Source organism: Streptomyces johnsoniae, assembly GCF_031845565.1.
Taxonomy (GTDB): Bacteria; Actinomycetota; Actinomycetes; order Streptomycetales; family Streptomycetaceae; genus Streptomyces; species Streptomyces johnsoniae.
The window spans coordinates 55,632-81,990 of record NZ_JAVREV010000021.1; the positions used below are offsets into that span (position 1 = coordinate 55,632).

The window sequence follows — 26,359 nt, forward strand, 5'->3', positions numbered from 1 at the left end:
GCGATGCCCGCCGCCGCCCCGGCCGTCCGGCCCGGCGACCCGTACCCGCTGGGCGCCCACGTCCGCGAGGACGGCGTCGGCTTCGCCGTCCGCTCCGCCACCGCACGCGCCGTCTGGCTGGTGCTCATGCGGCCGGCGGACGGCGCGGTCCTGCGCGAGATCCGCTTCCCCGACGCGTTCCGCGTCGGCGACGTCTTCGCCATGACGGTGCCCGGGCTCGACCAGGCCCTGTTCCACTACGGCTACCGGGTCGCGCCCTGGCCCGGCGGCGACGGGCGCTCCCCGGTGATCCTCGACCCGTACGCGGCCGAGCTGGCCGGCGCCGGGCCCTGGGGAACGCGGCCCGCCTACCGTTCGGCCGTCCCCGACCGTTCCTTCGACTGGGGCGAGGACCGGCCGCCCCGCGTCCCGCCCGGCGAGCTGGTGATCTACGAACTGCACGTCCGCGGCTTCACCCGCCACCCCGGCTCCGGCGTCGCGGAGCCCGGCACCTACGCCGGGCTCCGCGAGAAGATCCCCTACCTGCGGCGGCTCGGCGTCACCTGCGTCGAGCTGCTGCCGGTACAGGAGTTCGACGAGACCGACAACACGTTCACCTCACCCGCGACCGGCGCGCCGCTGCCCAACTACTGGGGCTACAACACCGTCGGCTTCTTCGCGCCCAAGAGCGCCTACGCCGCCGACACCGGGCCCGGCGGGCCGGGAGCCGAGCTGAAGGAGCTGGTGAAGTCCCTGCACGCGGCGGGCATCGAGATCATCCTCGACGTCGTCTTCAACCACACCGCGGAGGGCGACCACCGCGGGCCGCTGCTGTCGTTCCGCGCGCTGGACGAGGCCGCCCACTACCTGCTCGGCCCCGACGGCTCCTACCGCAACCTCACCGCCACCGGCAACACCGTCAACGCCAACCATCCGGCGACCCGCGCGTTCATCCTCGACTGCCTGCGGCACTGGGTCACCGAGTACCACGTCGACGGTTTCCGCTTCGACATGGCCGCCATCCTCACCCGGGGCCCGGACGGCGCGCCGATGGACGACCCGCCGCTGCTCGCCGACATCGCCCGCGACCCCGTCCTGGCCGGCCGCAGGCTGATCGCCGAGGCCACCGACGCCGCCGGGGCCTACCAGGTGGGAACGTTCCCCCACCACGGCCGCTTCGGCGAGTGGAACATGCGCTACCGGGACGGCATCCGCCGTTTCCTCGCCGGACGGCCGGGCAGCGCCGTTGAGTTGGCGGCCCGCGTGGCCGGGTCGCCCGACCTGTACCCGGGCCGCCCGACCAGCGTCTCCGTCAACTACATCACCTGCCACGACGGGTTCACGCTCGCCGACCTCACCACCTACGAGCGGCGCCGCAACGAGGCCAACGGGGAGGGCGGCACGGACGGCGTCGCCGACGAGGACAGTTGGAACTGCGGCCACGAAGGCCCCACCGACGACCCGGAGATCCGCGCGCTGCGCGCCCGGCAGGCCCGCACCGCGTTCCTGCTGCTGCTGACCAGCCGCGGCATCCCCATGTTCCCCGCGGGTGACGAGTTCGGCAGGAGCCAGGGCGGCAACAACAACGCCTACAGCCAGGATTCGCCGACCAGTTGGCTGGACTGGTCGCTGCCCCACACCGACCGGGGCCGCGACCTGTTCCGCTTCGTCCGCCGCTGCCTGGCGTTCCGCCGCGCCACGCCCGCGCTGCACCGCCAGGAGCACGCGGGTGTCCGTGCGGCGCCCGGCGCGGACGGCGGCGCCGCGCCGCTCACCGTTCTGTTCACCGACGACGAACCGCACCGGCCGGGCGCCGTGTTCGTCGCCGCGCACAACGGCGGGGGAACGCGCACCGTGCGCGCGCCCGCGGCCCCGCCCGGCACCCGGTGGCACCTGTTCGCGGACACCGCCGCGCCCCCCGGCCGCGACGCGCACCGGCCGGGCGAGGAACCGGCCTGCCCCGGGCCGCTGTTCACCCTGGCCGCCCACAGCGCCATCGCGCTCGTCGCCAGACCCCACCCGCAGCCCCACCCGCACCCCCACCCGCATCAGGAGGACGCAACGCCATGACCTTCCACGCAACGAGCGGCACCTCCGGCGGCTCGGCCGTCATCACCCTGTCCGGCGACCTCACCGGCGAGGCCGCCGCCGCCGAATTCCGCGGCCACGTCGAACACGCCGTCCAGGACGCCCCCCGCCGCCTGGTCCTCGACGTGCGCCGGCTGCCCGCCCTGACCGCGGCCGGCCTGCGGTGCATCGCGTTCGCCCAGCAGCACCTGCCGCCCACCGCACAGATCTTCGTCCTCGGCGCCACCCCCGCGTTCCGCGAGACGCTGCGCCACGGCGGCCTCGCCGAGTCCGTCACCCTCCTCGACGAGCAGCCGGGGAACTGACGGCCGTCTCCGCCAGCCGGTCGAGCGCCGCCTGCGAGGAACTGCCGGGCGGCGCGGTGTAGGTGATGAGGTGCTGGTCCGGGCCGTCGGGGAGTTGCAGAGCCTCGTAGTCCAACGTCAGCCGGCCCACCACGGGATGGTCGAACGCCTTGCTGCCGCTGCCCCGGGCCCGCACGTCGTGCCGCGCCCACAGATCGCGGAACTCCTCGTCAGCCGACGACAGTTCGGCCACCAGGGCCGCGATGCCCGGATCGCCGGGGTGGCGGCCGGCCGACAGCCGCAGATGGCTGATGCCCTGCCGGGCGACCTGCTCCCAGTCGACGTACAGCGAACGTGCCGCCGGATCGCGGAAGACGTGCCACACCAGATTCCGCCGCCCCGCCGCCGCGGGAAAGTTCCCGAACAGCGCCGCGGCCGTCGCGTTCCACGCCAGGACGTCCATGCGCCGCCCCAGCACGTACGCGGGCGTGGGCGCGAGCACGCTCAGCAGCCGGTGCACCCCGTCCCGCACACGCTCCACCGGCGCCGCCCGCGGCGGCGCGCTCCCGGCGCGCGCCAGCAGATACAGGTGGTCGCGCTCGTCGGCCGCCAGGCGCAGCGCCCGCGCCAGCGCGTCGAGCACCGCGGAGGAGGGGCGGTCGGCTTTTCCCTGCTCCAGCCTGATGTAGTAATCGACGCTGATACCGGCCAGCTGCGCCACTTCCGCGCGCCGCAGTCCCGGCGACCTCCGCCGTTCCCCCGCGGGCAGCCCGTGCTCCTCGGGCCGGATTCTGTCCCGGCGCGAGCGCAGGAAGCCGGACAGTTCGCTTCGTGCGTCCATGGATTCATCCCCCAGTCGGCGACGGCAGCAGTCAAGAGTAGACCGGCTCGGTAAAGGCAGTACAAAAAAGTGGACTCGCATGCGGTTTTTCCGGCTTTTGCCATGGTCTGGAACGGACTTCGCGCGGCCGGTAATCTGCCGCCCGGACCCCCTGTGCGAGAGGAAGTTCCGCAATGAAGTACGGGCTCTCCGCGTTCGTCGCGGCGGAAACGAACACGCCGGGGGGAAAGGCGATCCCGCCGGTCGATCTGGGCCGCGCGGCCGAGGAGCGCGGATTCGATTCCGTCTTCGTCGCGGAACACACCCATATCCCGGCCCAGAAGATAGCCCTCCCGGACGGCGGGGACATGCCGCGCTACTTCTCCCACATGCTCGACCCCTTTGTCGCGCTGACCGCGATGGCGGTGACGACCACCCGGATACGGCTGGGCACCGGCGTCACCCTGCTCAGCACCCGCGATCCGATCGTCACCGCCAAGGCCGCCGCGAGCCTGGACCTGATCTCCGGGGGGCGGCTGGAGTTCGGCGTCGGCACCGGGTGGATCACCGAGGAGGTCCGCAACCACGGCACCGACCCGGCCCGCCGCTTCGCCGTGCTCCGCGAACGCCTCATCGCCATCACCCGCATCTGGGCCGGCGAGGTCTCCGAATTCCACGGCGAGTACGTCGACTTCGGCCCGCTGCACTCCTGGCCCAAGCCGGTGCAGCGGCCCCGCCCGCCGGTGCTGCTCGGCGGCTGGAGCCCGCACATGGCGCGGCGCGTCCTCGACCTCGCCGACGGCTGGATGCTGCCGCCCCTGTGGGACCTCGACCGGGTCGAGGCGGAGGTCACGGCGCTGCGGCGGCTCGCGGCCGAACGGGGCGTGCCGGCGCCCGCGGTGAGCTTCTTCGTGACCGAGGGCAGCCGCGAGGAGCTTGACCGGGCCGCGGCTCTCGGGCCGGAGCGCGTCCTCTTCTTCGCCGACCCGTGGACCAGGGACGACACCCTGCGCCGCCTGGATACCTGGCGGGCGGCCATGGAGTCCTGGCAGGGCGCCGCCTGAGCCGGTCCTGGGCGGGAACGCCGGGGTCCCCCGCGCCCCGTGACGGGTGCGGGGGGCGGGGGACCGCGCGCTCACCGGCGTGGGGAGATGGGCCTCCCCGCGGTGCGACCCGGCCGGTTCAGCGCGCCTCGGGGCCGATGATCCAGTGCTGACGGACCAGCAGCGTGTGCACGTAGTGCTCGTTGAGGAAGTGCCTGCGGTCGTCCAGCACCGCGGCCATGGCCGGCGCCTGCCGCGCCGCCGCGACGGCCGCCAGGTCGTCGAACCAGATGTGGTACGCCACGTCGAACGGCGGCTCGCTGACGCTGTACCAGGCGTCCCGGGTGAACGACTGGTAGAAGCGCCGCACGCCGGGGAGCCCGGTGATCATCGGGACGTGCATCCGGCGGCTGTAACGCCGGAATTCCTCCCGCGTCATGCCCTCCCTGCGCTTGCCGAGCACGATCAGCTTCACACCCGGCTGCACCGCGCTCTCCGGCTCGCCCTGCACCAGGACCTCGGTGTCCGTGTCCAGGACGACCGACTGCCAGAACGCCGCCCAGCGCGGCTCGTCGAGCCGGGCGCCCTCCAGGAATTCCGGCGTCTGCAACGAGGCCAGCTGCTCCTCCTCGTTCTCCAGCCAGATCTCCGCGACGCCACTCCACAGCGCGTTCTCGCCCGGCTGCGGAATCGTGGTGTCCACCGCGTAGCGCTTGATCTGCGGAATTTTGGCGGCGTAGCGGACCGCGTGCTCCTCGACCCAGTAGCGCTGGAATTCCTGCACGGACATGCCGGGCTTGGGCGCCGCGAAAATCAACTGATGAATCATGGCACTCACTCCCTCAGACCTGGTAGCGGAGCTTGACGTCCTCGGCAAATCCGAGGTAGCCGCGCAGCGGCCACACCTCTTCGAATTCGAGGTACTCCCGCATGGGCAGCCGGCCGAGGGCCGTGCGGTCCAGCTCCTCGGCGTCGGGGGAGTCGATGATGGCGATGACCCGCTTCTGCGCGGCCACCTTCCAGATACCCACGCAGAAGCCCGAGTCGACCGTCTCCTGCGCGTGCTCGGCCTCCTCCCGTTCGATCTCCCACAGCTCGTCGAGGGTGATACGGCCTTCGTGATTCCACTTCATCTGGACGTAGAACAGCATTCCGACTCCTTGCGGCAAGAGGTGAGTTGAGGTGAGGTGAGGTGACGTGGTGGGAAGGGCGATGCGTGCGGAACGGCGTCAGCGGCCGAGTTCGGCGACCAGCGGGTGGCCGGCGCCGAAGGTCTCGGCGGCGATGTCCCGCGGCGTCTTGCCGTCGTGGCCGACGAGGTCGGTGCGCGCGCCCGCGGCCAGCAGCACCCGGGCGCAGTCCTCGTACCCGTGCCACAGCGCGTCGTGCAGCGGCGTGTAGCCGTTCGTCGCGCCCTGGAAGTCCAGGTCGGTGCCGGGCGCCTCGGCCAGCAGGCGGGTGATGTCGGCGTGGCCGTTGTAGACGGCCTTGTGCAGCGGGACCGCGCCGAACGTGGGCTCGCTCGCGTTCACGTCCGCGCCCGCGGCCAGCAACTCCCGCACGATGTCGGTGTGTCCGTCGCGGCAGGCGACGAGCAGCGGCGTGTGCGCGTCGTTGAAGCCGTTCACCACGGGGAACCTGGCGTCGACGGGCGCCCCCTCCGCGAGCCGGGCGCGCACCGCCGCGGTGTCGCCCGCGGTCACGGCCGCCATCAGCCGCTGTTCCTCGGCGGCCCGCTCGTCGCCGCGGGTGCGGTCGGCCAGCAGCTTCTCGGCGGCGAGCAGCTTCTCCTTGCCGAGGGTGTTGACGTTCAGCTCGTACTCGAAGTGCTCGCGCAGCGAGAAGCCGTAGTGCGTGTGCAGGCCGAGCCCGGCGTCCAGCTCAAGCAGGTATGCCACGACGTCCGGCCACTTGTACCAGAGGGCGTCCATCAGCGGCGTGTGCCCGGTGGTGGGCGCCACCGCGTCGACGAACGCGCCGGCCGCGACCAGGGCCCTGATCGTGTCGAGGTCGCCGCGCTGCACCGCCTTGTGCAGCGCCGTGCCGCCGGCCCTGCTGTCGCCCGAGTGCACGTCGGCGCCCGCCTCGATCAGGGCCCGCACGACGCCGCCCGCGCCGAGTCCGGCCGCGGTCTGGAGGGCGGTGAGGCCGGTTTCCCCGTCGCGCTGATTCGGGTCGGCGCGGTGACCGAGAATGCGGCGCACTTCGCCGAGGTCTCCGCTTCGAATGGCGGGAAGCAGCAGCGCATTGGTCTCGGCCTGGTACATGGCGACCTCGGCCGAGGAATCGAAAACCACCTTGCAGTGGGTGACGAGACCTTCTTCCCCGTAGGTGAGCGAGGTGGTGAAATCGGTCGGCGCCAGGGTGCCGCCCGCCCGGTGCCTGATCAACTGGGTGGTCGCGACGACGGCGTGGTCGCCGTCCACGACAATGCCGCGCCGCCTGAACTCGACGATGTCGACGAATGCGCTGCGCAGCCGCAGGTGTTCGGCGAATCCCGCGCGCCCCTCCCATACTCCGTAACCCGGTATGAGGGCGTTCAGGTCGTTGCCCGGAAATTCGAGGACGACGTCCGGCGACATCGCGCCGAGAACGCCGTCCACGTTTCCGTCCGCCACGTCGGCGAAGAGCTTCACGACAAGCGCTCGTGTGGTTTCCGTGCCGGCCATACGCTTCTCCCGCGGTCTTCTCGTCTCGGTCGTCTATGAGTTAACTCGCGGCCGCCCCCGCGGGCCAAGACCACGGCGCCGCGCCGCGGAGGCATGTGCAAGTTGACGCAGTCACCGCGAAGCATTACTTCCGCGCCGCGCGTGCCGTGCGGCGGTGCGTGCCGCGCGCCCCGTGCGGCGGTGCGCGGGGGAGCGGCGCAGCTTTCTGATTTCGACATGCGCCTCGCCGAGCGCGATTTTCAGCTGCCGCACCTCGCGCGTCAGCTGCTGCACGTGGCGCAGCGGGTCGTGGCGGTCGCCGGCCAGAGCGGCCGTGCCGCCCTCGACGAACTGCCGCTTCCACGTGCTGATGGTCTGCCCGGACACGGAGTTGCGGCGGGCCGCCTCCGCCGCGGACATCGATCCGGCGAGCACCTGGAGCACGATCCACACCTTGTCCTCGACCGGCAGCGCGGGCGGACGGCCCATCGTCATCTCCTCCCTGTGTGTCCCTGCGCGTCGCGCTACTTCGTGCACTTCTCGTTGCCTTCCGCCGAACCCGCGGGTCACGATCGAACGAGGAATGAAACGTCCGGTGAGTCCAGATTGGGGAAGCGTTGTGAGTGGAACACGCGAGGTCGCGTCCGGCTGGTTCGATGCCCTGACCGGCGGCGACATCGAACGGGCCCTGGGATATCTCGACGAGGATGTGGAATGGATCAATTACTCGCCGGTACCCGGCTTCAACGACGACATGGCATGGATCGGCACCTGCCGCGGCCCCGTCGAGGTGCTGGAGAGTTTCCAGACGTTTGTGGGCGTGGTGAACGTGGGCAGTGAGTCCCTGGTCCGGCTCGTCGTGGACGGCGAGGAGGCCATGGGGGTGATTCATGAAACCGGCACCGTCAAGGAGACGGGTCTGCCGTTCGAGATAGAGTTCATTCAGTGGCTCACCATCAGGGACGGAAAGATCACCCGCTGGAAGTCCTACACCGATCCTTCCCAGATCATCCGGGCCATTCGCGCCCGGTAGTCCCGCTCGTTCTTATGGTTTCGCCGGTGCCCGCGCCGCCGTGGCGCGGGCACCGTTCCGCTTCAATTCCCCCTGGGAGGCCGCATTGCCAGCGTCGCCAGCACATTCGCCCGTAGCCGTCGTCACCGGTGCCAATCGCGGCATCGGCCTCGAAGTCGTGCGCCGGCTCGCCGAGTCCGGCTACACGGCCGTGCTCGGCTCCCGCGACCCGGCCAAGGGCGAGGCCGCCGCCGAGCCGCTGATCCGGGCGGGCCTCGACGTGGTGCCGGCCGCACTCGACGTCGACGACGACGAGACCGTCACCGCGCTCGCGCGGTGGCTGACCGCCGAGTACGGGCGCTGCGATGTCCTCGTCAACAACGCGGCGATCCTCTACGACACGTGGCAGCGCCCGGCCACCGCCGACCTGGACGTCGTCCGCCGGGCCCTGGAGACCAATCTGCTCGGCGCCTGGCGCACCGCCCTGGCGCTGGTCCCGCTGCTGCGCGACAGCCCGCACCCCCGCATCGTCAACGTATCGAGCGGCGGCGGCTCGATATCCGGCATGGGCGCCGGCGCCCCCGCCTACTGCGTGTCGAAGGCCGCGCTCAACGCCTCGACCCGCATGCTCGCCGCCGACCTGCGCGGCCACGGCGTCCTGGTGAACGCCGTCTGCCCCGGCTGGGTCGCCACCGACATGGGCGGCCCCGGCGGCCGGCCGGTGGCCGAGGGCGCCCGCAGCGTCATGTGGGCGGTCGAGCTGCCGGACAACGGGCCCACCGGCGGCTTCTTCCGCGACGGCCGCCCGCTGGACTGGTAGCCGCCCCGGGAGGAACATCCGGTCCGGCGACACCTCGGGGGGTGTGCCGCCGGACCGGACGGGGCGGCCCGCGCCGGGGGTTCGCGGACGCCTGCGGGCTGCGGCGGCGGCGGAGCGGGGGCACGCCCGCGCCGGGCCGACGGCCCTGTCACCATGGCTCTCCCTGCCTCTTCAGCCGCGGGCCCGCTCCTTGCGGCGCGCCGCGGGACGTTTCGCCTCGCGCCGCCCGCCCGCGTTGTCCTGCGCCAGGTCGGCCAGCAGCCGCAGGGCGATCTCGGACGGCGAGCCGGTCTCCGCGGTGAACACCGAAAGCCGCTGTCCGTCGTCGTTGGGCAGGCTCATCAGCTCGTTGGTGAGCGTCATCGGGCCGACGAGCGGGTGCTGGAAGTCCCGCGTGTTGCGCTCGCAGGAGCGCACCGGATGCACGGCCCACAGCGAGGCGAAATCCTTGCTGCGCAACGAGAGTTCGCCGACGAGCTTCTCCAGGTTCTGATCGTCGGGGTACTTGCCCACGGTCAGCCGCAGATCCGCGACCGTGTCATGCGACTTCTGCTTCCAGTCCGCGTACAGCTCGCGCGCGTGCGGGTCGAGGAAGACCAGCCGCGCCACGTTCGGCCGGTCCGCCGCGCGCGCCGGGGCGTCGAACGCCAGGTGGTCGGCCAGCAGCGCGTGCGCCGTCAGGTTCCACGTGAGGATGTCGCCGTAACGGCCCACGACAAGCGCGGGCAGCCCGCCGAACGCGTCGACCATCAACTGAACGCTCGGCCGCACCTGTTCCGGCTTGGTGCGGCGCCGGGTGCGGGGCTTGCGCCGCGCCAGGCTGTGCAGGTGGGCGCGCTCCGTCGCGTCGAGTTGCAGCACGCGGGCCAGCGCGTCGAGCACCGCCTCCGAGGCGTTCGGGCTCTGGCCCTGTTCCAGCCGGGTGTAGTAGCCGACGCTGACGCCGGCCAGCTGCGCCAGTTCCTCGCGCCGCAGCCCCGGCACACGCCGCAGGCCGCCGTAGTCGATGAGCCCCACGGCCTCCGGGCTCAGCCGCGCCCGCCGCGAGTGCAGGAATCTCCCGAGTTCCGTTCGCTGCTCCATGCCCTCAAGCATGCCCCGCGACCCCGCCGCCGTGCCTGCACCTGACAGGGGCAGGCACGGCGGCGGCCGGAACGTCATGCTCCTTGCATGGCCACGCGTTCCTCATCCGGCAGGCTCGCGCGCACCTTTCGCGTGCGGGCACGGAACGCCGCAACGTCAAGTGCACGTAGTGCACGGGGCATTGCTCCGATTTCTGGGAGAGACCGCCGTCGAAAGGCAAGCTGTTGATGTCTCAGCACATCAATCTCGGCGGTAGTCGGAAATTGCCTGGGAGGACGGAACATGAGCGGTTCCCCTGATGAGAAGGACATGGCCTTCGCGCTGCCGGAATCGGCTCGGCGCCTGATCGAGTCACCTGCGCTTGCCCACGTCGTCTCCCTCAATCCGGACGGCAGTCCGCACGTCACCGGCGTGTGGGTCGGCATGGACGGGGGAGACATCGTCTTCGCGTCGATGTACGCGTGGCGCAAGACGCAGAACCTCCAGCAGGACGAGCGGGTCGCCCTCACCATCGAGGGCGACGGATTCCACGGCAGCGGCCTGCGTGAATATCTGGTGGTCTACGGCACCGCCGAGGTCACCGAGGGGGGCGCCTTCAGCCTGCTGCGGCGCCTCGCGCGCACCTACATGGGGCAGGACGCACAGTTCCCGCCCGATCAGTTGAGCACCCTCGGCGGATATGTCATGCGGGTGAGGATCGAAAAAATCGGCGGTGTCGGGCCCTGGACGGCAGGCCCTCCCGGCCTTCCCGAGGACGCACAGACCACCTGACCAGGAAAACCCGGAGACCCGGAAGAAGAGCCGGAAGAAGACCCGGAGAAGCCCGGAAGAAACCCGGGAGAACGTGCCCGGTCGGCGCCCGAACCGCCCCTGACATGCGACCACGCGAAAGGGAAACGATGTCCAGTAATGGGAATGACAGGGAGGCCCGTTATGGCGCAGGTGAATGACCGGGCCGCCACCGGCGGGGCGATAGACTCGCGCAAGGGATTCGCCCTCGCGGTCCTGTGCGCCGCCATGTTCCTCGACGCCCTCGACACCTCGGTCGTCGGCGTGGCGCTGCCGAGCATCCAGGAGGACCTCGGCCTGTCCAACACCTCCCTCCAGTGGGTGGTGTCGGCGTACACCGTCGCGTTCGGCGGGTTCCTCCTCTTCGGCGGCCGGGCCGCGGACCTGCTGGGCCGGCGGCGTACGTTCCTGATCGCGATGGGCCTGTTCGCGGCCGCCAGCCTCGCCGGCAGCCTCGTCTCCGAGGGCCCGCTGCTGGTCGCCTCCCGCATCGTCAAGGGCCTCGCCGCCGCGTTCACCGCGCCGGCCGCCCTGTCGATCATCACGACGACGTACCGCGAGGGCGCGGAACGCAACCGCGCCATCGCCATCTACGGCGCGACCGCGGCCAGTGGCTACAGCCTCGGCCTCGTCCTGTCCGGCCTGCTGACCACCGCGGACTGGCGGCTGGTGTTCTTCGTGCCCTCCGTGCTCGCCGCGGCGGTCATGATCGCCACCCCGTTCGCCCTGAAGGCGGACCGGCCCAGCGGCGAGCGCCGCTCCTACGACGCGGGCGGCACCATCCTGGTCACGGCCGGCGCCCTGCTCCTGGTCTTCGGCCTCGTCCAGATTCCGCACGACGGCCTGTTCAGCGCGACGACGCTGCTCCCGCTCGGCGGCGCCGTCCTGCTCCTGATCCTTTTCGTCATCGTCGAGAACCGCCATCCGGACCCGGCCGTCCCCCTGCGCCTCTTCCGCTCCTGGACGCGCAGTTCGGCCAACGTGCTGGCCCTGGCGTTCGCCAGCTCCAGCATCGGCTGGGCCTTCGCCGCCACGCTCTACCTCCAGGAGTTTCTGGGGCACAGCGCGCTGCGCACCGGCATCGAGCTGCTGCCCTACGGCCTCACCGTCGTGGTGGTCGCCAACTTCGTCACCGGCCGGCTGGTCTCCGCCATCGGCATCAGGTCCGTCGCCGTCCTCGGCATGACCGCCCAGACCCTGGGCATCGGCCTGTGGATCGCCGTCGGCGCGGACGCCCGCTACGCCCTGATCCTGATGCCGGGACTCATCCTGCACGGCATCGGCAACGGCCTGACGTTCTCCACCATGAACATCGCCGGCGTCAGCGGCGTCAAGGACGAGGAACAGGGCATCGCCTCCGGCATGATCATCGCCTCCTTCCAGATCGGCAGCGGGATCGGCGCCGCCGCCATCAGCGGCGTCCTCACCGCGGCCACCAACGGCACAAGCGACGCCGCGCGGGTGGACGGCTTCCAGGTCAGCTTCCTCACCGCGACGATCTTCGGCGTCGTCGGCATCCTGATCTCCTGGCTCGGCCTGCGCACCTCCACGCCGAAGGCCGCGGCGCCCGCCACCGAGGCAGAGGCACGGCCCGAGGCCGCCGCCTCACCCACCCCCTCCTGACCCACCGCTGACGCGTCAGCGGTGCGACCCACGCCCATCGAGAGAGGACCCCTGTCATGAGCCAGCACACCTCCGGAAGCTCCGAAGTCCTGCTCAGCCGGATGCGCTTCCTGTCCGTCGGCCTTTCCGTGGCCGATGTGGAGGCAATGGCCACGTGGTATATCGAGCAGCTCGGGTTCGAGCACGTGCTGACGCACAACTTCGAGGACTACGGCGTCACCGCCACCTTCCTGCGGTACGGCGACCTGTCGATCGAGCTGGTGCAGAACGACACCATCGTCAAGGTCGACAGGCCGCTGCCGCCGAATCACAACGCGGTACTCGGCGTGAGTCAGCTGAGCATTCACGTCGATGACGTCGAAAAGGCCCACGAGATCGCCGTGTCCCGTGGCCTGCCGATCGTCATGGACCTGGCCCCCTACCCGCCGATCCAGACGAACGCGTTCTTCATCCAGGACCCCGAGGGCAACATCATCGAGGTCTTCAAGGCCGAGTGGGAGTAACGAAAAGCCGCTTCCCCGCCACCCCGGCGGCGCCGTAACGCGAAATCCGCGTTGCGGCGCCGCCGTTTTTTGTGCTTCGCCGCGGTCCGGGAAGGCCGCCCGGAGGAGGTCGTCCGGGGAAGGCCGTCCGGGAAGTCAATTCCGCATTACGTTAAATGCGCCTTGCTCGTGCGCCGTGCCGGAGCGACCCTATGGATAGGGGAATTTGGCGAATCGCCAGCACACGAGAAGGCAGAGGAGAAGATGCAGATTGACACCGATGGATTCCGCAGCATATTCGGGGCTCTCCCGACGGCCGTGGCCGTCGTCACCGCCATCGACGGCGAGGGGAACCCCCGGGGGCTGACGACCAACACCGTCACCGCGCTGTCGGTCGAGCCGCCGATGCTGCTCGTCTGCCTCGACGAGGAATCGACGACGCTGCCCGCCGTCCACGACGCCGGCCATTTCGTCGTGAACTTCCTCGCCGATTCGGGCGGCGGCATATCGCAGACGTTCGCAGGAAAAGCCGATGACAAGTTCGCCGGCCTCCGGCAGCGGCCCGCCGCGCGGGCCGCGGGCGCCCCCGTACTCGCCGACGACATCGTGGCCCACGCCGAATGCGAGGTACACAGCACGATCCGCGCGGGCGACCACACCATCGTCGTCGGCCTCGTCCGCGACGGCGCGGTCTACGACCGCACACCCCTCATGTACCACCGCCGGCAGTACTTCACGTGGCCCCCGCGGCAGCTCGCGGCCACCGGGAACTGACCCCGCGCCAGCCCGGCGGGACCGGCTCAAGCCCTCTCCTACCCACACCAAGGGAGCACCAGTGAAGTTCGGTATCGACCTCGCACCCGTCATCTCGCCGGACGAGAAGAGCGCGGTGGACTACTACGAGGAGGCGCTGCGCCTCGCCGTCCTCGCCGAGGAACTCGGCTACGGGCACGTGCGGACCGTGGAGCACTACTTCACCTACTACGGCGGCTACAGCCCCGACCCCGTGGCCTTCCTCTCGGCCGTGGCCGCCCGCACGGAACGCATCAAGCTGGTGACCGGCGCGGTCCTCCCCGTGTTCAGCCACCCCGTGCAGCTGGCCGGCAAGCTGGCGATGCTCGACAACATCTCCAAGGGGCGCCTTGCGGTCGGCTTCGGACGCGCGTTCCTGCCCTCGGAGTTCGAGGCGTTCAACGTGCCCATCGACGAGAGCCACGAGCGCTTCCGCGAGGGCATCGAGGCGTGCCGCCGGCTGTGGGCCGAGGAAGACGTCGTCTGGAACGGCACCTTCCACTCCTTCGGCCCCGTCACGCTGCTGCCCCGCCCCTACCAGCAGCCGCACCCGCCGGTGCTGGTCGCCACCGCCAGGACCCCCGAGTCCTGCGTGGCCGCGGGCGAGGCGGGCTTCGGCCTCATGATGGTGCCGGGCATCAACTCCGCCGAGCAGACCCAGCACATGCTGTCCCTCTACCGGCAGGCGTGGGCCGACGCGGGCCACGAACCCGGCGGCGAGAACGTCCACATGAGCTACAACGTCTACATCGACGAGGACGGCGAGGAGGCGTACCGCCGCGGCCGCCACTACGACCCCAGGATCGGCGCCAAGCTGGCCCACGCGGTCGCCGACTGGAAGACCACCCGCAGCAGCGCCTACCGCGGCTACGAGCAGCTGACGCAGGCGCCCGAGGGCGGCGACCCGTTCGACGAGCACATCCGGGACAACAAGGTCCTCGTCGGCACCCCCGAGCACATCCGCGGGCAACTGGCGGCGGTCCGCGACCTGTACGGCGACGACCTCACCATCAGCTTCCTCGTCTCCAGCGGGGACATGCCGGTGGAGGACTCCATGCGCGCCATGCGGCTGCTCGCCGAGCAGGTGGTGCCGCACCTTTCCTGACCCTGCTGCCCCTGCCCCTGCCCGCGGCCGGACCTCCCCCCGGCCGCGGGTACCGGGACGTGCGCGCCTTGTGGGCCTCAAGTCCTTGGGATTACGTTGCGGACCCATCCGTTACGCCGGAGGAACATACATGCCGATTGGGAACGTGCTCATCACCGGAGGGTCCACGGGCATCGGCCGGGCCTGCGTGGAACGATTCGCCCGCGAGGGCGACGCCACGGTCTGGTTCACCTACCGGAGCGGCCGGGCGCGCGCCGAGGAGCTGGTGGCGTGCCTGGCCGCCGAGGGACGCGGCGCCGCCGCCTTCGAACTCGACCAGGGCGACTGGGAGTCCCACCAGCGGCTGCTCGCCGCACTCCCGGGCCCCGTCGACGTCCTGATCAACAACGCCGCCGTCGGCTCCCAGACCGTCGAGCAGTACGCCCAGGGCCCCGCGCACACCAAGGCGTCCGCGTTCTTCCAGATCAACGCCGTCGGCCCGCTGTGGCTGATCGAGCAACTGCTGCCGGGCATGCGGGAACGCGGCCACGGCAAGATCGTGAACGTCGCCAGCGTCGGCGGCGGCATCGGCCAGTTCCCCGGCTTCCACCCGGCGGACGGCATGAGCAAGGCCGCACTCGCCTACCTCACCCGGCACCTCGCCGCCGACCTCGTGCACACCCCCGTGCACGTCTTCGCGCTGTGCCCCGGCGCCGTCGAGACGGAGATGTTCGAGGCGAGCACCCTCAGGCCGCTCGGCCCGGAACGCCGCGCCGCGTTCACCGCCGGACTGCCCGGCGGGCGGCTGATCCGCCCCGAGGAGATCGCCGAACTCGCCTACTGGCTCGCCGGGGAGCACTCCGCCGCACTGCACGGCGCCGTCATCGACGCCTCCATGGGCCTGGGCGTCCACCCCGGCCTCCTCACCGCCAACCCCGTTACCGGAGGCGCCGCGTGATCTCCCGTCAGTCCGCGCGCCTGGTCGCCGACACCCCCGCCATCGCCGACGCCCACTTCCGCGCCGAGGCCGAGCCCTACCACCCCCGGCTGCGCCCCGGCGGCTACCTCAACCTCGGCACCGCCGAGAACCGGCTGCTGTGGGACCTCGTCGGCGCCCGCCTCGCCGAACTCCCCCCGCCCACCGAGCAGACCGCCCGCTACGCCCCGCTGCACGGCGCCCCCGCCCTGCGCGAGCGGATCGCCGCACTCCTCACCAAAACGTGCCGCGCCCCGATCGACGCGGACGAACTCGTCGTCATCAGCGGCGCCACCGGCGCCCTCGACGCCATCGCCACCGTGCTGTGCGACCCCGGCGAGGTCATCGTGGTGCCCGCCCCCTACTACGGCGCGTTCGACACCGACCTCGGCGGCCGTTCCGGCGCCACGCTCGTCCCGGCCCTGCTGTCCGCGGACGACGGCTTCCGCCTCACCGCCAAGGCCGTCGACCGCGCCCTGACCGAGGCCAGGCGCGCGGGCTCGGTCGTGCGGGCCGTCGCCCTGTCCTCCCCGTCCAACCCCATCGGCGAGGTCCACCCGCCCGGGGTGCTCGCCGACCTGCTGCACGTCGTCCGCGAGCACGACGTGGACCTCGTCACGGACGAGATCTACGCGCACGCGGTCTTCGGCGACCGCCCGTTCACCAGCGCGCTCGACCCCGCGGTCAACCCCGACTGGGCCGAACGCACGCACCTCGTCTGGGGCTTCGCCAAGGACTTCGCGCTGCCCGGCCTGAAAACCGGCGTCCTGCACACCCGCCGCCCCGACGTGCTCGCCGCCGCCCGCGCGCTCGCCTACTTCGCGCCCGTATCCACCGCCACCCAGGACGTGTTCACCGGCCTCCTCGACGACCCCGCCTGGGTCGCCGGCTTCCTCGCCGAAGGCCGCCGCCGGCTCGGCGCCAGCTACCGGCACGCCGCCGACCTGCTGCGCCGCCACGACCTGCCGCACGCCCCCGCGGAGGCCGGCTTCTCCGTGTGGCTCGACCTCGGCGCGTGGCTGCCGGGGCCCGAGCAGCCGGCCGCGGACGGCTTCGCCGCCGAGGAACGGCTGTGGCGCGACCTGTTCGAGACCGCCCACGTCAGCATCCTGCCCGGGGCCGCCTTCCACTCCCCGCGGCCGGGCTGGTTCCGGCTGTGCCACACCCTCGACGCCGCGCTGGTCGCCGAGGCGATCCGGCGCATCGCCGCCCACGTGCACGACACGGGGCTTGACCACGAGAAGGGAAACCGCCCGTGACCACGTCTCCGGGCCCACTCGACCGCTGGTACGAGGCCGCGGGCGTCCGCGGCGGCGTCCGGCGCATCTTCCACGCCGAAGCCGAACAGGGCCGCGTCTTCTTCCCCGAGGCCCTCGTGCCGCACCTGGACCACCCCGAGGTCCGCGCCCTGCCGCCCGAGCGCATACGCGAGCTGACCGTTCGCCACCTCTACCAGTTCCTGCACGCCACCACCCACCTGGAGACCCGCGTCGTCAACGGGGCCGCCGAGCCGGTCGCCAACGGCCGCGTCGGCATGGACTTCTCCGCCGCGCTGCGCATGGACGCCTTCAAGGTGTACTGCGACGAGGGCTACCACGCCCTCTACAGCCTCGACCTGGCCGACCAGGTCGCGAACGTGACCGGCATCGCCGTGCCCGACGTCGACTACGGCGGCTTCGTCACCGCCCTCCAGGCCGCCGGACGCGCCCTGCTGCCCGACGACCCCCTGCTGGCCGGGCAGTTGCAGGCGGTCGTCTTCGAAACCCTGATCACCGCCGTCCTCAACGAGGTGCCGCAGGACCCGACCGTCGTCAGCACCGTGCGCGAGCTGATGCGCGACCACGCCAAGGACGAGGGCCGCCACCACCGCTTCTTCTCCGCCTTCTTCCTCCAGTTATGGGGTCGGCTCGACCAGCGGCGGCGCATCGCCGCGGGCCGCGCGCTGCCCGCGATGATCCGCGCCGCCCTCGACTGGGACCTGGGCCCGGTGCACACCTCGCTGCGGCTCGCCGGGCTCGGCGAGGACCAGGCCCGCGCCGTGCTCGCCGACGCCTACGGTGAGACGGCCGTCACCGCCCGCATCCAGACCGTCTCCCGCGCCACCGTGCGACTCGCGGCCCAGGCCGGAGCGTTCGAACTGCCTGGCGTCGCCGAGGCGTTCGCCGCCCACGGGCTGCGCGAGCCGGAGGACCACGATGACTGAGCCCGGCCCCACCTACTCCAGCTACCTGCGCATAGCCGAACTCCTCGCCCTCCAGTCGCCCTCCGCCGCCCGCGTCCACGACGAGCGGCTGTTCATCACCGTCCACCAGGTGCAGGAGCTGTGGTTCGCCCAGTTGCTCACCGAACTGGCCGACGCCCGCGACCTGATGCTCGACGGCGAGCCGCGGCGTGCCCGCCTCCGCCTCGCCCGCTGCCTGGAGATCGACCGCGCCCTCATCGCCGGGCTCAGGCCGCTGCACACCATGCCGCCGCGCGAATTCCACGCGTTCCGAGGCCACCTCGGCACCGCGAGCGGCGCCCAGTCCGCCCAGTACCGGGAGATCGAATCCCTGTCGGGCGCCACCTGGGCCCGTTCCGACCGCCTCCCCACCGGCCTCGCCGCGGCGGAAGGGGAACGGCTGCGGCGCCGCAACGCCGAACCGAGCCTGTGGGACGGCTTCCTGACGCTGCTGGGCAAGGCCGGGTTCGACATGGCCACCAGGGAAAGCCGCAGAACGGCGTTCGCCCACCTTGCCGCGCACCCCGACGACCTGCCGGAACTCACCCAGCTCGCCGAGACCCTGCTGGACCACGACACAGTCTGGGCGGAGTGGCGCGCCGCCCACACCCTGCTGGTGGAACGCCAGATCGGCGCCCTCCCCGGCAGCGGCGGCAGCACGGGCGCCCCCCACCTCCGCGCGGGCATGCACCGCCGCTTTTTCCCCGAACTATGGGAGTCCGGCACCCCCGACCCCCTGACCGCCACCCCCCACTAGCCGCCCTTCCGCGCCCCCGCCCGACGGGGGCGCGGAACGGGGCCAGGAAGCCGGCGGTATGCGGCGTATGAACGAACCGTTCGGGGTGTCCACGATGAGCGTGAAGGCGCGGGGGCCGTCGTCCTGGAGGAAGTGCCGCAGCGCGGAGGGAGGCTGATCGGTCACGCAATGCGCCAGGTGCGGATGCGGTCGGCGGCGGTGTAGATGGTGGCCTTGCAGGCTTGGATGTCGCGCACCAGCTCGACCAGGGCGCCGTAGGGCGGGTCGATGCCTTCGCCGCTGACGTGCATGTAGGCGGCGGCGACCTGGCAGGCGTACAGGCTGTTGCGGTAGGGCAGCGGCTCCAGCCGGACCAGGGTGTGCAGCAGGGCTGCGGCGCGCCAGGCCGGGTCGGGGTCGGCGGTGGTCGGGTGGGGGATGCGGGTCTTGTGGCGGGCGACGGCGGCGACTAAGGCGGAGTAGTCGGCGACGGTGACGTCCTCGGGGACGGCCTGCTCCTGGACGTCCAGGAGCCAGGGTACGTCGATGTAGACGGGGGCCATCAGGCGGCTTCGGCTCCCCGCTGGTGCTGGGCGGGAGGTGCTTCGTCGGGGAAGGCATCGTCGAACTCGGTGGCGTGCTGCTCGCCGAAGGTGGCGGCGTAGCGGACGAACTGCCGACGGTGCAGCTCGCGCAGCGGGAGGTCGTGGACGTACTGCTTGAGGGACTTGCCGTCGGCGGCCGCGGCCGCCCGGACAGCTTCCATTTCCTCGTCGGTGAAGGCGATGTTCAGGGAAGGCATACCCTCAAGGTACCTGATTGGTACCTGGCCGGGGGAGGTGCCAGCCCAATCCGCCCCCCATGCGGATGACGCGCGCCCCGCCGTCCTGGCCGGCGGGGCGGATGCTGAGTGCATGGCCCGTGAGACACCGATGGACTGCGAGGCGGCCGGCCGGATCGCCGCGGCCGATCGCGACGACCCCGATCCGTGGGACGAAGACGAGGACTGGTGACCGAGCCCGGACGGGGCGCGCTCCCGGGTAGCCGGTGCGCACACCCGATGCGCGCCCCCGGGGAAAGGCCGGGGGCGCGCATCGGGCATGCTGGAGGTCTGCTCTGGGCTCCCATCGCGCCGCCGGCTCACTGCGCGACCTGGCCGCCGGCATGCGTGAGCGGACGGAGATCCCGGCCGTGCGGGACTTCCGCGAACGCGTCGCCAGTGCCCCGGCCGTGTAGCCAGGCCCCCCACGCCCCGAGCCCTGAACCTCGGCCACCTCCGCCGGCCTGAATCGGTGTGCCGCGGTGCCCCCCCCGCCGAGTGCCCCACGAGCCAAATGCGGCCGTCGAACGGGGAGCCCGCCGCGGCTTTCGGCCGTCGGCGCTGCTCAAGGGCGGTATCGGCGGGGGTTGTGGCGGCGGGCGGCCCACAGCACGGTGAAGCGGGTCATGACCAGTGATTCACCACCGGTGAACACGACCCGTTTCGCACCGCCGCGCAGCGCGGTCATATCCGTGACGGTGAACGTCTGGCCGCCGATCATGATCTGGTCGCCGCGGGCGATGGTGGCGGCGTCCACCTCGACCGATACGAGTACCCCGGCGTTCACGGCCGCCCCCCGCAGGCCGGGGAACAGGCGTGCAGCGGGCGGCCGTTCACGGTGGCCAGGACGCGGGAACGTTCGCCGGGGCGGTGGCCGAGCCAGGCCCGGCACAGTACACAGGCGGTCCCGGACCCCTGCCGCGGCGACAGGTCCCGTTCCAGATCAAGCCCCATCAGCAGGACGGGCAGCGGCGCGTCAGGCACGGCGGCCTCCCCGCGGTGGGAGCACGTGCCGCAGCGCTTCCAGCAGCACCGGCGGATCGGTCAGGCACGTCGGAGTCGGGCCGATCAGCCAGCGGATGGCCGCGCCACCGGTCCACGGCCCCTCACACCACGACGCGGGCGGCACGGCCAGCACCCGCGGCGCCCGCATGATGTCCACCCCCGGCGCCCGTTCCTCCCACCCCGCCGCCGCACCCGGCCGCACCAGCCACGTCAGCACGTCCGCGACCTGATCCTGAACGACCGGCCCCGACCGCTCCCGCAACCGCGAGACAACCCGCAACCCGACAAACGTCGGCAACTGCACTCCGTCGAACCACCGCCCACACGGCAAGGACTCCACCCCCTCCGTGGGCAACCACTCGGGCAGTACGTCGGATGTCACCATGATCGGCTCCCGTGACGGTCTTTTCGCTGACAGTCACAGCCTGCCCGGGCAAAAACACGCGCGCGTTGCCCGGATGGCAAGGGGAAAGGGGGTGAATCAGTTGACGGAGAGTCGTCGCCGTGTTACACGCCGCTCCACTGTGCGAACTCCCTCAAGCGGGCAGTCGGTCGGGGCCGCGCGCGCAGCAGCGTCCCCACGGTCTCGTGAACTCCTGGGTGGTAGCGGGTCAGCTGCGGTGCGACAGACTGCGCCTGGTGCAGGGACTCAATCGCGTCATCGAGCCGGGCTGTCCAGGTCTCGCTCTTGGCCTTCTCCACCCAGAATCCGGCCGCCCGGGTGGGCGCGTAATCCTCCGGCAGCCGGACCCGCGACGCCACCCGGAGTGCACCGTCATAGTCTTCCCGGGACGCTCGTGTCGCCATCTCGTTGAGCGCCACGTTCAGCGGCCCGAACGCCATTGCGTAATCGGTCGTTTCTCCGACGGCGTCCGCGAGTTCCGCGGCTTGCCCCATCCAGTCATCCGCCCCGCTCCTGTCGTTCAGCGTGGCAGCGAGGATTGCCGCGCGCAGCTGCAGAGTGCCACGGATCGCCCGGGTCGCCGGGGCGCCGTCGTCGTCCAGGTCGCGGAGCGCGAGGCGCATCAGGGCGACGCCCCTGTCTGGCCGACTGCTCTCCGCGTGGGTGATGTGCGCCCGCTCGTAGCGTTCGACGGCGACCTGGCGAGGGTCGCCGCTCTGCGGGGCAGCAATGGCCATCCTCGTCAACGCAAGGCGTGAGAGGTCCATGTAGCCGAGCCGGTAGGCGATGATCGCCGCCGAGCGGGCCACCTCCGCCTGGATGCCGAAGGCACGTTCCCGGTCGTGGCCGGGGCGACCGTGAAGCTGCACGGAGAGAGCTGCCTCGATAATCAGTGCCGGCAGGCGCTCGGCGATCGTGGCGAACTCGGTCCTTACACGCAGATCCACGATGCGCCGCAGCTCGGCCTCCAGAACGTCCAGGGAGCGCGGCGCGGGTTCCCCGTCCGGGGGGAGATCCCAGCTGTCCAGTGCGCTACTGATGGGGCTCAGAAGGGCGTCCAAGTGTTCCTTCTGCAACATGTGGATGTAGGGCTGGCCACGCAGGACGGAGACACCCACGCCGAGCGCCCTGGCCACGGCGGCGGTGATGGTGGGTGAGGCGTATCGCTTCCCGGTTTCAACCCTGGACAGTTGTGATACGGAGACGTGGGCCCGCTGACTGAGCTGCGCAAGAGAGTATCCCCTGATGGCGCGAAGCTCCTGGATGCGTGCCCCGACGCCGGTGCGGTCGGGCATGCTGGCTCCCGATGTGCGGTTCTTGACTCGACACTCACAAACGGTACTCCCGGCGCAACCGGGCCAACAGCGAGCGGCCCGCCTCTCACTGGCGGACCGTTGTGCGGTCCGGGCTCCAAGGAAGCGGCCCGCGCCGACGATTCGCGGGGCGGCGCAGCCTGCCTGGCGGTGCGGCCTCCGGTCCACTGCACGAGCAGACGCCAACCGGAGCGATAAAAGCATCACGGCTAGGCGAAAGCAGTCAATATCGGTCATTTGTTAACCTGGGGCGCCCGGTTTCCTGTGTTGGAAAAACTTGCCCGTTGTCCGCCTGTGTCCCTGTGGGAAGTTCGGAGCAAGAACAGTCCAGACAGCGACCCGAAGGTAGGAAGATGTGAAGCTGACGCGCTTGGTGGGCGAGTGTGACGAGAACGAGTGTCCGACGCTCTACCGGACCGAGCGGGGCACGCTGGCCGTCCAGGGTGATCTACTGGCCGACCACGGAGTCAAACTTTCCGAGGGTGAGGGAGTCGTTGAAATCCCCGTATCGTTGATCCGGAAGGCGATCTCGAATGGTGTCATCTAAGCGGAACATGATTGAGGAGTTTCGGACCGAGGCATTTCGCCTGGAAACTCTCGACAACTACGGCGTCTCTCGACTGGAAGGGCACTTCCACGCCTTCTTGAACGGTGAACCGCGGCCGGAAAAGTTCATGAACTCCCCATGGGTCTCGACCGTCCGCCGTGCTGTGGAGAACGACAGGCGAATGTATCGTGTGCATGTCCTCTCGCGCCCGCTGACCGACTATCTCCGCTATGAACTCGGTTGGGGCTACCACCGGAACATGGCTGCCGGAGAAGAGTTCTTCATTCTCGACACCACAGACCAGCCGAATCCCCTGGAAGGGGTGGGCGACTTCTGGATGTACGACGAATCCACCGTGGAGGTCATGAAGTATGAGGATGACGGGAAGTACATCGGTTCAGAAACCCTCCCGTCGGAGAGAGTGCCTGAGTTCGTCGAGTATCGCAACATCGCTGTGAGTCGTGCGGTGCCGTTTGAGGAATGGTGGGAAAAGTACCGGGAGTGAACAGAGGAGAGCTGGGTGCGGCGCTCCGGGCGCTTCGGCAGGCTGCCGAAAAGGAAGCGAAATCCGTCGCCCGGAGTTCTGCTATGTCTGTAAGTAAGCTCAGCAAGATTGAAACGGGTAAGGTTACTCCCTCCCTCACGGATGTTGACCAAATTCTCATAGCTCTAGGTGTGTCGAACGAAGTCAAAGCCGAGTACCTGAGGATTGCGAGGGCCCAGGTAACAGAAGCTACGGCTTGGCGTGAACTCCGGCGTATGGGGCTGCATAAGGCGCAGGAGCAGTTGAAGGCCATTGAAGCCCAGATGGCCATAATGAAGGTTTTCCAGCCCGCGCTTATCCCCGGACTCCTGCAGACTCCCGAATATACCCGAGCTGTCATGTCTCGGCATGGGTTGACTCCCGAAGTCCTCACACGGACCGCTCAAGCCCGTCTGGAACGACAACAGGTTCTGTGCGACGAGTCCAAAGATGTGAGCTTTATTGTCACCGAGCACGTGCTGCGGTGGCGTATCGTTTCGGATAATCGGATGGCTGAGCAGATCGATCGAATCATCTCTCTGTCCCGGCTGCCTAACGTTGACGTTCGGGTCGTCCCAACTGCCGCGAGACAGAACGACATCGCCAGTCACGCGTTCGTTATCCGAGATGACAGGACCGTCTCTGTCGAGACAGTGCACGCAAAGATCGTCGTCACCGATCCGAGAGACGTAGCCGTGTACATGCGGAAGTTTGAACGTTTCGGCACTGCGGCCCTTCGAGGTGACGAGATGCGGGCGAAGCTGGAAAAGACCAGAGACGAGTTTTTGCGGGAACAGGAAACTGGCTAGACCCTTCCCCTGCAGATTTCTATTCTGGGTACTCCGGTAGTGCAAGGAGATGTCCCCCATGAATGGTCTCTTCGGTCGACGCGTCGCCCCTGACAGGGGGCAGCGCGCGAACTGCGCGAACTGAAGGCCGCGTTCTATGGATCACGCTTCGCTGGTCGGCACGTATATGAGTCCGTTGATCGGACTCGGGCCATCAACCTGGGAACCGCAAGACTGCCGCCCGTACGGCCGGAGAGAACGACCCCGGCCGGACGGGCGGTGCACCACCCGTGCCCCGCAGGCACCACCGCGCGGAGCGCGGTCACCCATCCGCGAAACCAAGGAGGTTGCGCACATGACCGCCACCGCCCCACCCGCCATCAGCGTCGAACTGCGCCGGGCGTTTGACCCGCGCTGGTCCCGTCTGCCCGGACTCACCGTGGACGGCAAGCGCCTGACCATCGACCCGGCCGAGTACTTCTTCCGCTTCGACTCCTCCTCCTGGCTGGTCTGCGACTGGCAACTGGTCCGCGACCGGCTCCTGCATGTGGCAGAGACGGCCGAAGCCGCCCTTGAACAGACCGCGCTGGAGTTCATCCGCACCCATGGCCGCTCCACCGCCGACGCCGCCGAGGTGCTGACCATCGCCTTCGAGGTGTACTCCTACCTCTTCCGCGACGAACTGCTGCCGGTCGGCGGCCTGGAACAGATCGGCCCGGGCGAGCTGCGGATGCTGCGCGAGGCGGCCACGCTGATGGCCCTGAACAAGGTCGAGCCGGACGGCCGCATCGCCAACGTCGGCCCGTGCTGGTTCTTCCCGGCCGCCACCTCCGTCGTCTTCGACCTGGACGAGGCGACCGGCGGCACGATCGACGAGGTGTACCACAGCACCTGGTTCAACGAGTCACGGCGGGTGGAGTCCATCAGGGCCCACGCTGCCCTCGGCGGACGGCTCGTGCACGGCTGCCAGTCCGTACCTGATCAGTCCGGCGGTGCATGCCTGCCGTATGGCGCCTCCGTCGAGACCTTCCGCACCGAGCTGCGGGCTTTCCGCGACGAGTGGCTGGCCGCCGTGTACGCCTGTCGCACCAGTCCGCAGACCGGCAACTGACCGACTAACGGAGTCTTCTGATGGACACCACGGATGTGACCGTCATGCTGTCCGACCTGCTGGCCGACGCCGGCCTGCCCCGGGGCGCCGAGCGCCAGCCGATCCGGGTCTGGGCCCGCTCCGGCGTGGAACGCCTGGCGTTTCCCGGCGCGACGTCCGTGGTGTTCAAGTACGCCGAAGCACCCTTCGACCGCGAAGACCACGCCCTGAAGGCCGCAGCCGCCGCCGGGCTCCCAGTCCCCATCGTCCAGGCTGCCCGCCACACCGGGCACCTGCTGGGCATGCTGATCGAAGACCTCGGTGTGCCCGTCCGCGAGGCCAACGATCTGGACGGCGCCGCCGCCGCCGTCCAGATCCACCGCGTCGCCTCGGCTTTCGGCCTGCCTCGCGTCGGTGAGACCGAACTCGCCGCCCTCCCCGAGAAAATCGCCCGGCGCCTGGTCCGCTATGGCGCCACCGAGGAAGCCCGCACCGCGGCGAACGCCCTGTCCCGGGCTGCCCAGGTCCGCGCCATGGACGCCGAGCTGCCGCCGTTCGGCCTGGTGCACTCCGAATTCCACCCGACCTCCCTTCACGTCGGCACCGCCGGCCTGCGAGTGCTGGACCTGGCACGGGCCTTCACCGGCCCTGGCCTGCTGGATCTGGCCTCCTGGCACGGCACGACCACCGCCCCCGGCACCGATCGCACCCATGCCTTCCTCACCACATACGCCGAAGCCGGCGGTCCCGCCGAGGCTTTGGCCGACCGCGGTGGCCTTGACGCCGCCGCCTGGGCCCTGGGCTGGCACCGAGTCTGGGTGGCCGAATGGTTCAGCCAGCAGATCGGCCTGGGCTGGGCCGAGGGAGCCGAGGACAAGTGGATGACCGTCATCACCCGTCACGTCCTGGACGCCGCCGAACTCCTGCACGTCTGACCCCGCCCGGCCGCCTGGAACTCACCAGACGGCCGGGCACCGGCCCCGACGCTTCCCTCCTCGGCGACTTGACCGGGGCCCTGGTGGTCGAACTCGGCTGCGGCAGTGGCCACAACCTCGCCCACCTCACTACCTACGGCGCCAGATGCCTCGGCATCGACCACGATCCCGCAAAGGTCCACCGGGCCCGCACCTTCTACGGCCACCTCCCCCGACTGCATTTACTCCTCGGAGATGCCGCCGAGCACCTGCGCAGCCTTCCGCCCGGCTCCGTCGATGTCTGCCTGTCCATTTTCGGAGCCTTCTCCTTCACCACCCCCCGCCTTCTCCTGGCTGCCACCGCCACCGCGCTCCGCCCCGGCGGACAGCTACTCATCGTCCTTCGCGCCGACGACCGTCACGACTACATCACCGTCCTCACTCGACGCTGACCTGCGTGAACAAGGGAGAACCGG

At 70.4% G+C, this 26,359-nt stretch carries 31 protein-coding genes; 19 read left to right on the plus strand and 12 right to left on the minus strand.

The features are described 5' to 3' along the window. The first annotated feature begins 3 nt into the window (after window positions 1-3). Window positions 4-2,049, plus strand: a complete 2,046-nt coding sequence (locus tag RM779_RS29205; protein WP_311620795.1) for a glycogen debranching protein — start codon at window positions 4-6, stop codon at window positions 2,047-2,049. Then, a complete protein-coding gene (locus tag RM779_RS29210; RefSeq protein ID WP_311620796.1) occupies window positions 2,046-2,372 on the plus strand; it encodes an STAS domain-containing protein in 327 nt (108 codons plus the stop codon). The genes RM779_RS29205 and RM779_RS29210 overlap by 4 nt, the downstream gene beginning before the upstream one ends. On the opposite strand, the gene RM779_RS29215 is transcribed toward RM779_RS29210, so the two are convergent. Further along, window positions 2,341-3,192 (minus strand): helix-turn-helix domain-containing protein, encoded by an 852-nt coding sequence (locus tag RM779_RS29215; protein ID WP_311620797.1) that lies wholly within the window; start codon window positions 3,190-3,192, stop codon window positions 2,341-2,343. The two genes, RM779_RS29210 and RM779_RS29215, sit on opposite strands and share 32 nt — an antisense overlap. Before the next feature lie 173 nt (window positions 3,193-3,365). Between RM779_RS29215 and RM779_RS29220 the strand changes: the two genes are divergently transcribed. Next, window positions 3,366-4,235, plus strand: coding sequence for an LLM class F420-dependent oxidoreductase (locus RM779_RS29220; RefSeq protein WP_311620798.1), 870 nt, complete (start codon window positions 3,366-3,368; stop codon window positions 4,233-4,235). Between the two features lie 118 nt (window positions 4,236-4,353). On the opposite strand, the gene RM779_RS29225 is transcribed toward RM779_RS29220, so the two are convergent. The 4 genes from RM779_RS29225 to RM779_RS29240 form a co-directional block, all read right to left on the minus strand. Further along, complete coding sequence (locus RM779_RS29225) at window positions 4,354-5,043, minus strand: EthD domain-containing protein (RefSeq protein ID WP_311620799.1); 690 nt, start codon at window positions 5,041-5,043, stop codon at window positions 4,354-4,356. A 13-nt stretch (window positions 5,044-5,056) separates the two neighbouring features. After that, on the minus strand, window positions 5,057-5,365 hold the full coding sequence (locus RM779_RS29230; RefSeq protein WP_077061258.1) for a muconolactone Delta-isomerase: 309 nt from the start codon (window positions 5,363-5,365) through the stop codon (window positions 5,057-5,059). Between the two features lie 78 nt (window positions 5,366-5,443). Then, on the minus strand, window positions 5,444-6,883 hold the full coding sequence (locus tag RM779_RS29235; protein ID WP_311620800.1) for an ankyrin repeat domain-containing protein: 1,440 nt from the start codon (window positions 6,881-6,883) through the stop codon (window positions 5,444-5,446). A gap of 111 nt (window positions 6,884-6,994) precedes the next feature. Beyond that, on the minus strand, window positions 6,995-7,351 hold the full coding sequence (locus RM779_RS29240) for a transposase (RefSeq protein WP_311620801.1): 357 nt from the start codon (window positions 7,349-7,351) through the stop codon (window positions 6,995-6,997). Between the two features lie 130 nt (window positions 7,352-7,481). Here RM779_RS29240 and RM779_RS29245 point away from each other — a divergent pair, with 130 nt between their 5' ends. Further along, window positions 7,482-7,895, plus strand: coding sequence for a nuclear transport factor 2 family protein (locus tag RM779_RS29245; protein WP_311620802.1), 414 nt, complete (start codon window positions 7,482-7,484; stop codon window positions 7,893-7,895). A gap of 85 nt (window positions 7,896-7,980) precedes the next feature. Then, complete coding sequence (locus tag RM779_RS29250) at window positions 7,981-8,694, plus strand: SDR family oxidoreductase (RefSeq protein WP_311620803.1); 714 nt, start codon at window positions 7,981-7,983, stop codon at window positions 8,692-8,694. A 171-nt stretch (window positions 8,695-8,865) separates the two neighbouring features. Here RM779_RS29250 and RM779_RS29255 read toward each other — a convergent pair whose 3' ends face one another. Next, a complete protein-coding gene (locus RM779_RS29255; protein ID WP_311620804.1) occupies window positions 8,866-9,777 on the minus strand; it encodes a helix-turn-helix transcriptional regulator in 912 nt (303 codons plus the stop codon). Window positions 9,778-10,086: 309 nt separating this feature from the next. Between RM779_RS29255 and RM779_RS29260 the strand changes: the two genes are divergently transcribed. From RM779_RS29260 to RM779_RS29300, 9 genes are all read left to right on the plus strand, one after another. Continuing rightward, window positions 10,087-10,548 (plus strand): TIGR03618 family F420-dependent PPOX class oxidoreductase, encoded by a 462-nt coding sequence (locus RM779_RS29260; protein WP_077061263.1) that lies wholly within the window; start codon window positions 10,087-10,089, stop codon window positions 10,546-10,548. Between the two features lie 162 nt (window positions 10,549-10,710). After that, entirely contained in the window at window positions 10,711-12,189 is a 1,479-nt protein-coding gene (locus tag RM779_RS29265) for an MFS transporter (protein ID WP_311620805.1), read from the plus strand. Between the two features lie 56 nt (window positions 12,190-12,245). Next, the gene (locus RM779_RS29270; RefSeq protein ID WP_311620806.1) at window positions 12,246-12,692 is read left to right on the plus strand and encodes a VOC family protein; all 447 of its coding nucleotides are present in this window, start codon (window positions 12,246-12,248) and stop codon (window positions 12,690-12,692) included. A 243-nt stretch (window positions 12,693-12,935) separates the two neighbouring features. Further along, on the plus strand, window positions 12,936-13,445 hold the full coding sequence (locus RM779_RS29275) for a flavin reductase family protein (RefSeq protein WP_311620807.1): 510 nt from the start codon (window positions 12,936-12,938) through the stop codon (window positions 13,443-13,445). Between the two features lie 61 nt (window positions 13,446-13,506). Next, window positions 13,507-14,568 carry an LLM class flavin-dependent oxidoreductase gene (locus RM779_RS29280; RefSeq protein WP_311620808.1) on the plus strand — a complete coding sequence of 354 codons (1,062 nt, stop codon included), beginning with the start codon at window positions 13,507-13,509 and terminating at the stop codon, window positions 14,566-14,568. 130 nt (window positions 14,569-14,698) lie between these two features. Beyond that, a complete protein-coding gene (locus RM779_RS29285) occupies window positions 14,699-15,505 on the plus strand; it encodes an SDR family NAD(P)-dependent oxidoreductase (RefSeq protein WP_311620809.1) in 807 nt (268 codons plus the stop codon). Further along, a complete protein-coding gene (locus tag RM779_RS29290) occupies window positions 15,502-16,782 on the plus strand; it encodes an aminotransferase class I/II-fold pyridoxal phosphate-dependent enzyme (protein WP_311620810.1) in 1,281 nt (426 codons plus the stop codon). Before RM779_RS29285 ends, RM779_RS29290 begins: the two co-directional genes overlap by 4 nt. Beyond that, window positions 16,779-17,726, plus strand: a complete 948-nt coding sequence (locus RM779_RS29295) for a diiron oxygenase (RefSeq protein ID WP_311620811.1) — start codon at window positions 16,779-16,781, stop codon at window positions 17,724-17,726. Before RM779_RS29290 ends, RM779_RS29295 begins: the two co-directional genes overlap by 4 nt. Further along, the gene (locus tag RM779_RS29300; protein WP_311620812.1) at window positions 17,719-18,501 is read left to right on the plus strand and encodes a tryptophan 2,3-dioxygenase family protein; all 783 of its coding nucleotides are present in this window, start codon (window positions 17,719-17,721) and stop codon (window positions 18,499-18,501) included. The genes RM779_RS29295 and RM779_RS29300 overlap by 8 nt, the downstream gene beginning before the upstream one ends. 161 nt (window positions 18,502-18,662) lie before the next feature. Here RM779_RS29300 and RM779_RS29305 read toward each other — a convergent pair whose 3' ends face one another. From RM779_RS29305 to RM779_RS29330, 6 genes are all read right to left on the minus strand, one after another. Beyond that, on the minus strand, window positions 18,663-19,043 hold the full coding sequence (locus tag RM779_RS29305; RefSeq protein WP_311620813.1) for a toxin Doc: 381 nt from the start codon (window positions 19,041-19,043) through the stop codon (window positions 18,663-18,665). Continuing rightward, on the minus strand, window positions 19,043-19,282 hold the full coding sequence (locus RM779_RS29310) for a hypothetical protein (RefSeq protein ID WP_311620814.1): 240 nt from the start codon (window positions 19,280-19,282) through the stop codon (window positions 19,043-19,045). The genes RM779_RS29305 and RM779_RS29310 overlap by 1 nt, the downstream gene beginning before the upstream one ends. Window positions 19,283-19,865: 583 nt before the next feature. Continuing rightward, window positions 19,866-20,087 carry a hypothetical protein gene (locus tag RM779_RS29315; protein ID WP_311620815.1) on the minus strand — a complete coding sequence of 74 codons (222 nt, stop codon included), beginning with the start codon at window positions 20,085-20,087 and terminating at the stop codon, window positions 19,866-19,868. Next, complete coding sequence (locus RM779_RS29320; RefSeq protein ID WP_311620816.1) at window positions 20,084-20,284, minus strand: hypothetical protein; 201 nt, start codon at window positions 20,282-20,284, stop codon at window positions 20,084-20,086. Before RM779_RS29320 ends, RM779_RS29315 begins: the two co-directional genes overlap by 4 nt. Further along, on the minus strand, window positions 20,277-20,603 hold the full coding sequence (locus RM779_RS29325) for a hypothetical protein (protein WP_311620817.1): 327 nt from the start codon (window positions 20,601-20,603) through the stop codon (window positions 20,277-20,279). Before RM779_RS29325 ends, RM779_RS29320 begins: the two co-directional genes overlap by 8 nt. Window positions 20,604-20,812: 209 nt before the next feature. Further along, window positions 20,813-22,003, minus strand: a complete 1,191-nt coding sequence (locus RM779_RS29330) for a helix-turn-helix domain-containing protein (RefSeq protein ID WP_311620818.1) — start codon at window positions 22,001-22,003, stop codon at window positions 20,813-20,815. Between the two features lie 572 nt (window positions 22,004-22,575). On the opposite strand from RM779_RS29330, the gene RM779_RS29335 reads away from it, so the two are divergent. The 5 genes from RM779_RS29335 to RM779_RS29355 all read left to right on the plus strand — a co-directional run bounded on the left by RM779_RS29335 (window position 22,576) and on the right by RM779_RS29355 (window position 26,335). Continuing rightward, complete coding sequence (locus RM779_RS29335; protein ID WP_311620819.1) at window positions 22,576-23,073, plus strand: DUF6879 family protein; 498 nt, start codon at window positions 22,576-22,578, stop codon at window positions 23,071-23,073. Beyond that, on the plus strand, window positions 23,070-23,900 hold the full coding sequence (locus RM779_RS29340; RefSeq protein WP_311620820.1) for a helix-turn-helix domain-containing protein: 831 nt from the start codon (window positions 23,070-23,072) through the stop codon (window positions 23,898-23,900). The genes RM779_RS29335 and RM779_RS29340 overlap by 4 nt, the downstream gene beginning before the upstream one ends. A gap of 334 nt (window positions 23,901-24,234) precedes the next feature. Then, complete coding sequence (locus tag RM779_RS29345) at window positions 24,235-24,990, plus strand: hypothetical protein (protein ID WP_311620821.1); 756 nt, start codon at window positions 24,235-24,237, stop codon at window positions 24,988-24,990. A gap of 20 nt (window positions 24,991-25,010) precedes the next feature. Then, on the plus strand, window positions 25,011-25,904 hold the full coding sequence (locus RM779_RS29350; RefSeq protein ID WP_311620822.1) for a phosphotransferase family protein: 894 nt from the start codon (window positions 25,011-25,013) through the stop codon (window positions 25,902-25,904). Window positions 25,905-25,972: 68 nt separating this feature from the next. Then, on the plus strand, window positions 25,973-26,335 hold the full coding sequence (locus RM779_RS29355; RefSeq protein WP_311620823.1) for a class I SAM-dependent methyltransferase: 363 nt from the start codon (window positions 25,973-25,975) through the stop codon (window positions 26,333-26,335). The last annotated feature ends 24 nt before the right edge of the window (window positions 26,336-26,359 follow it).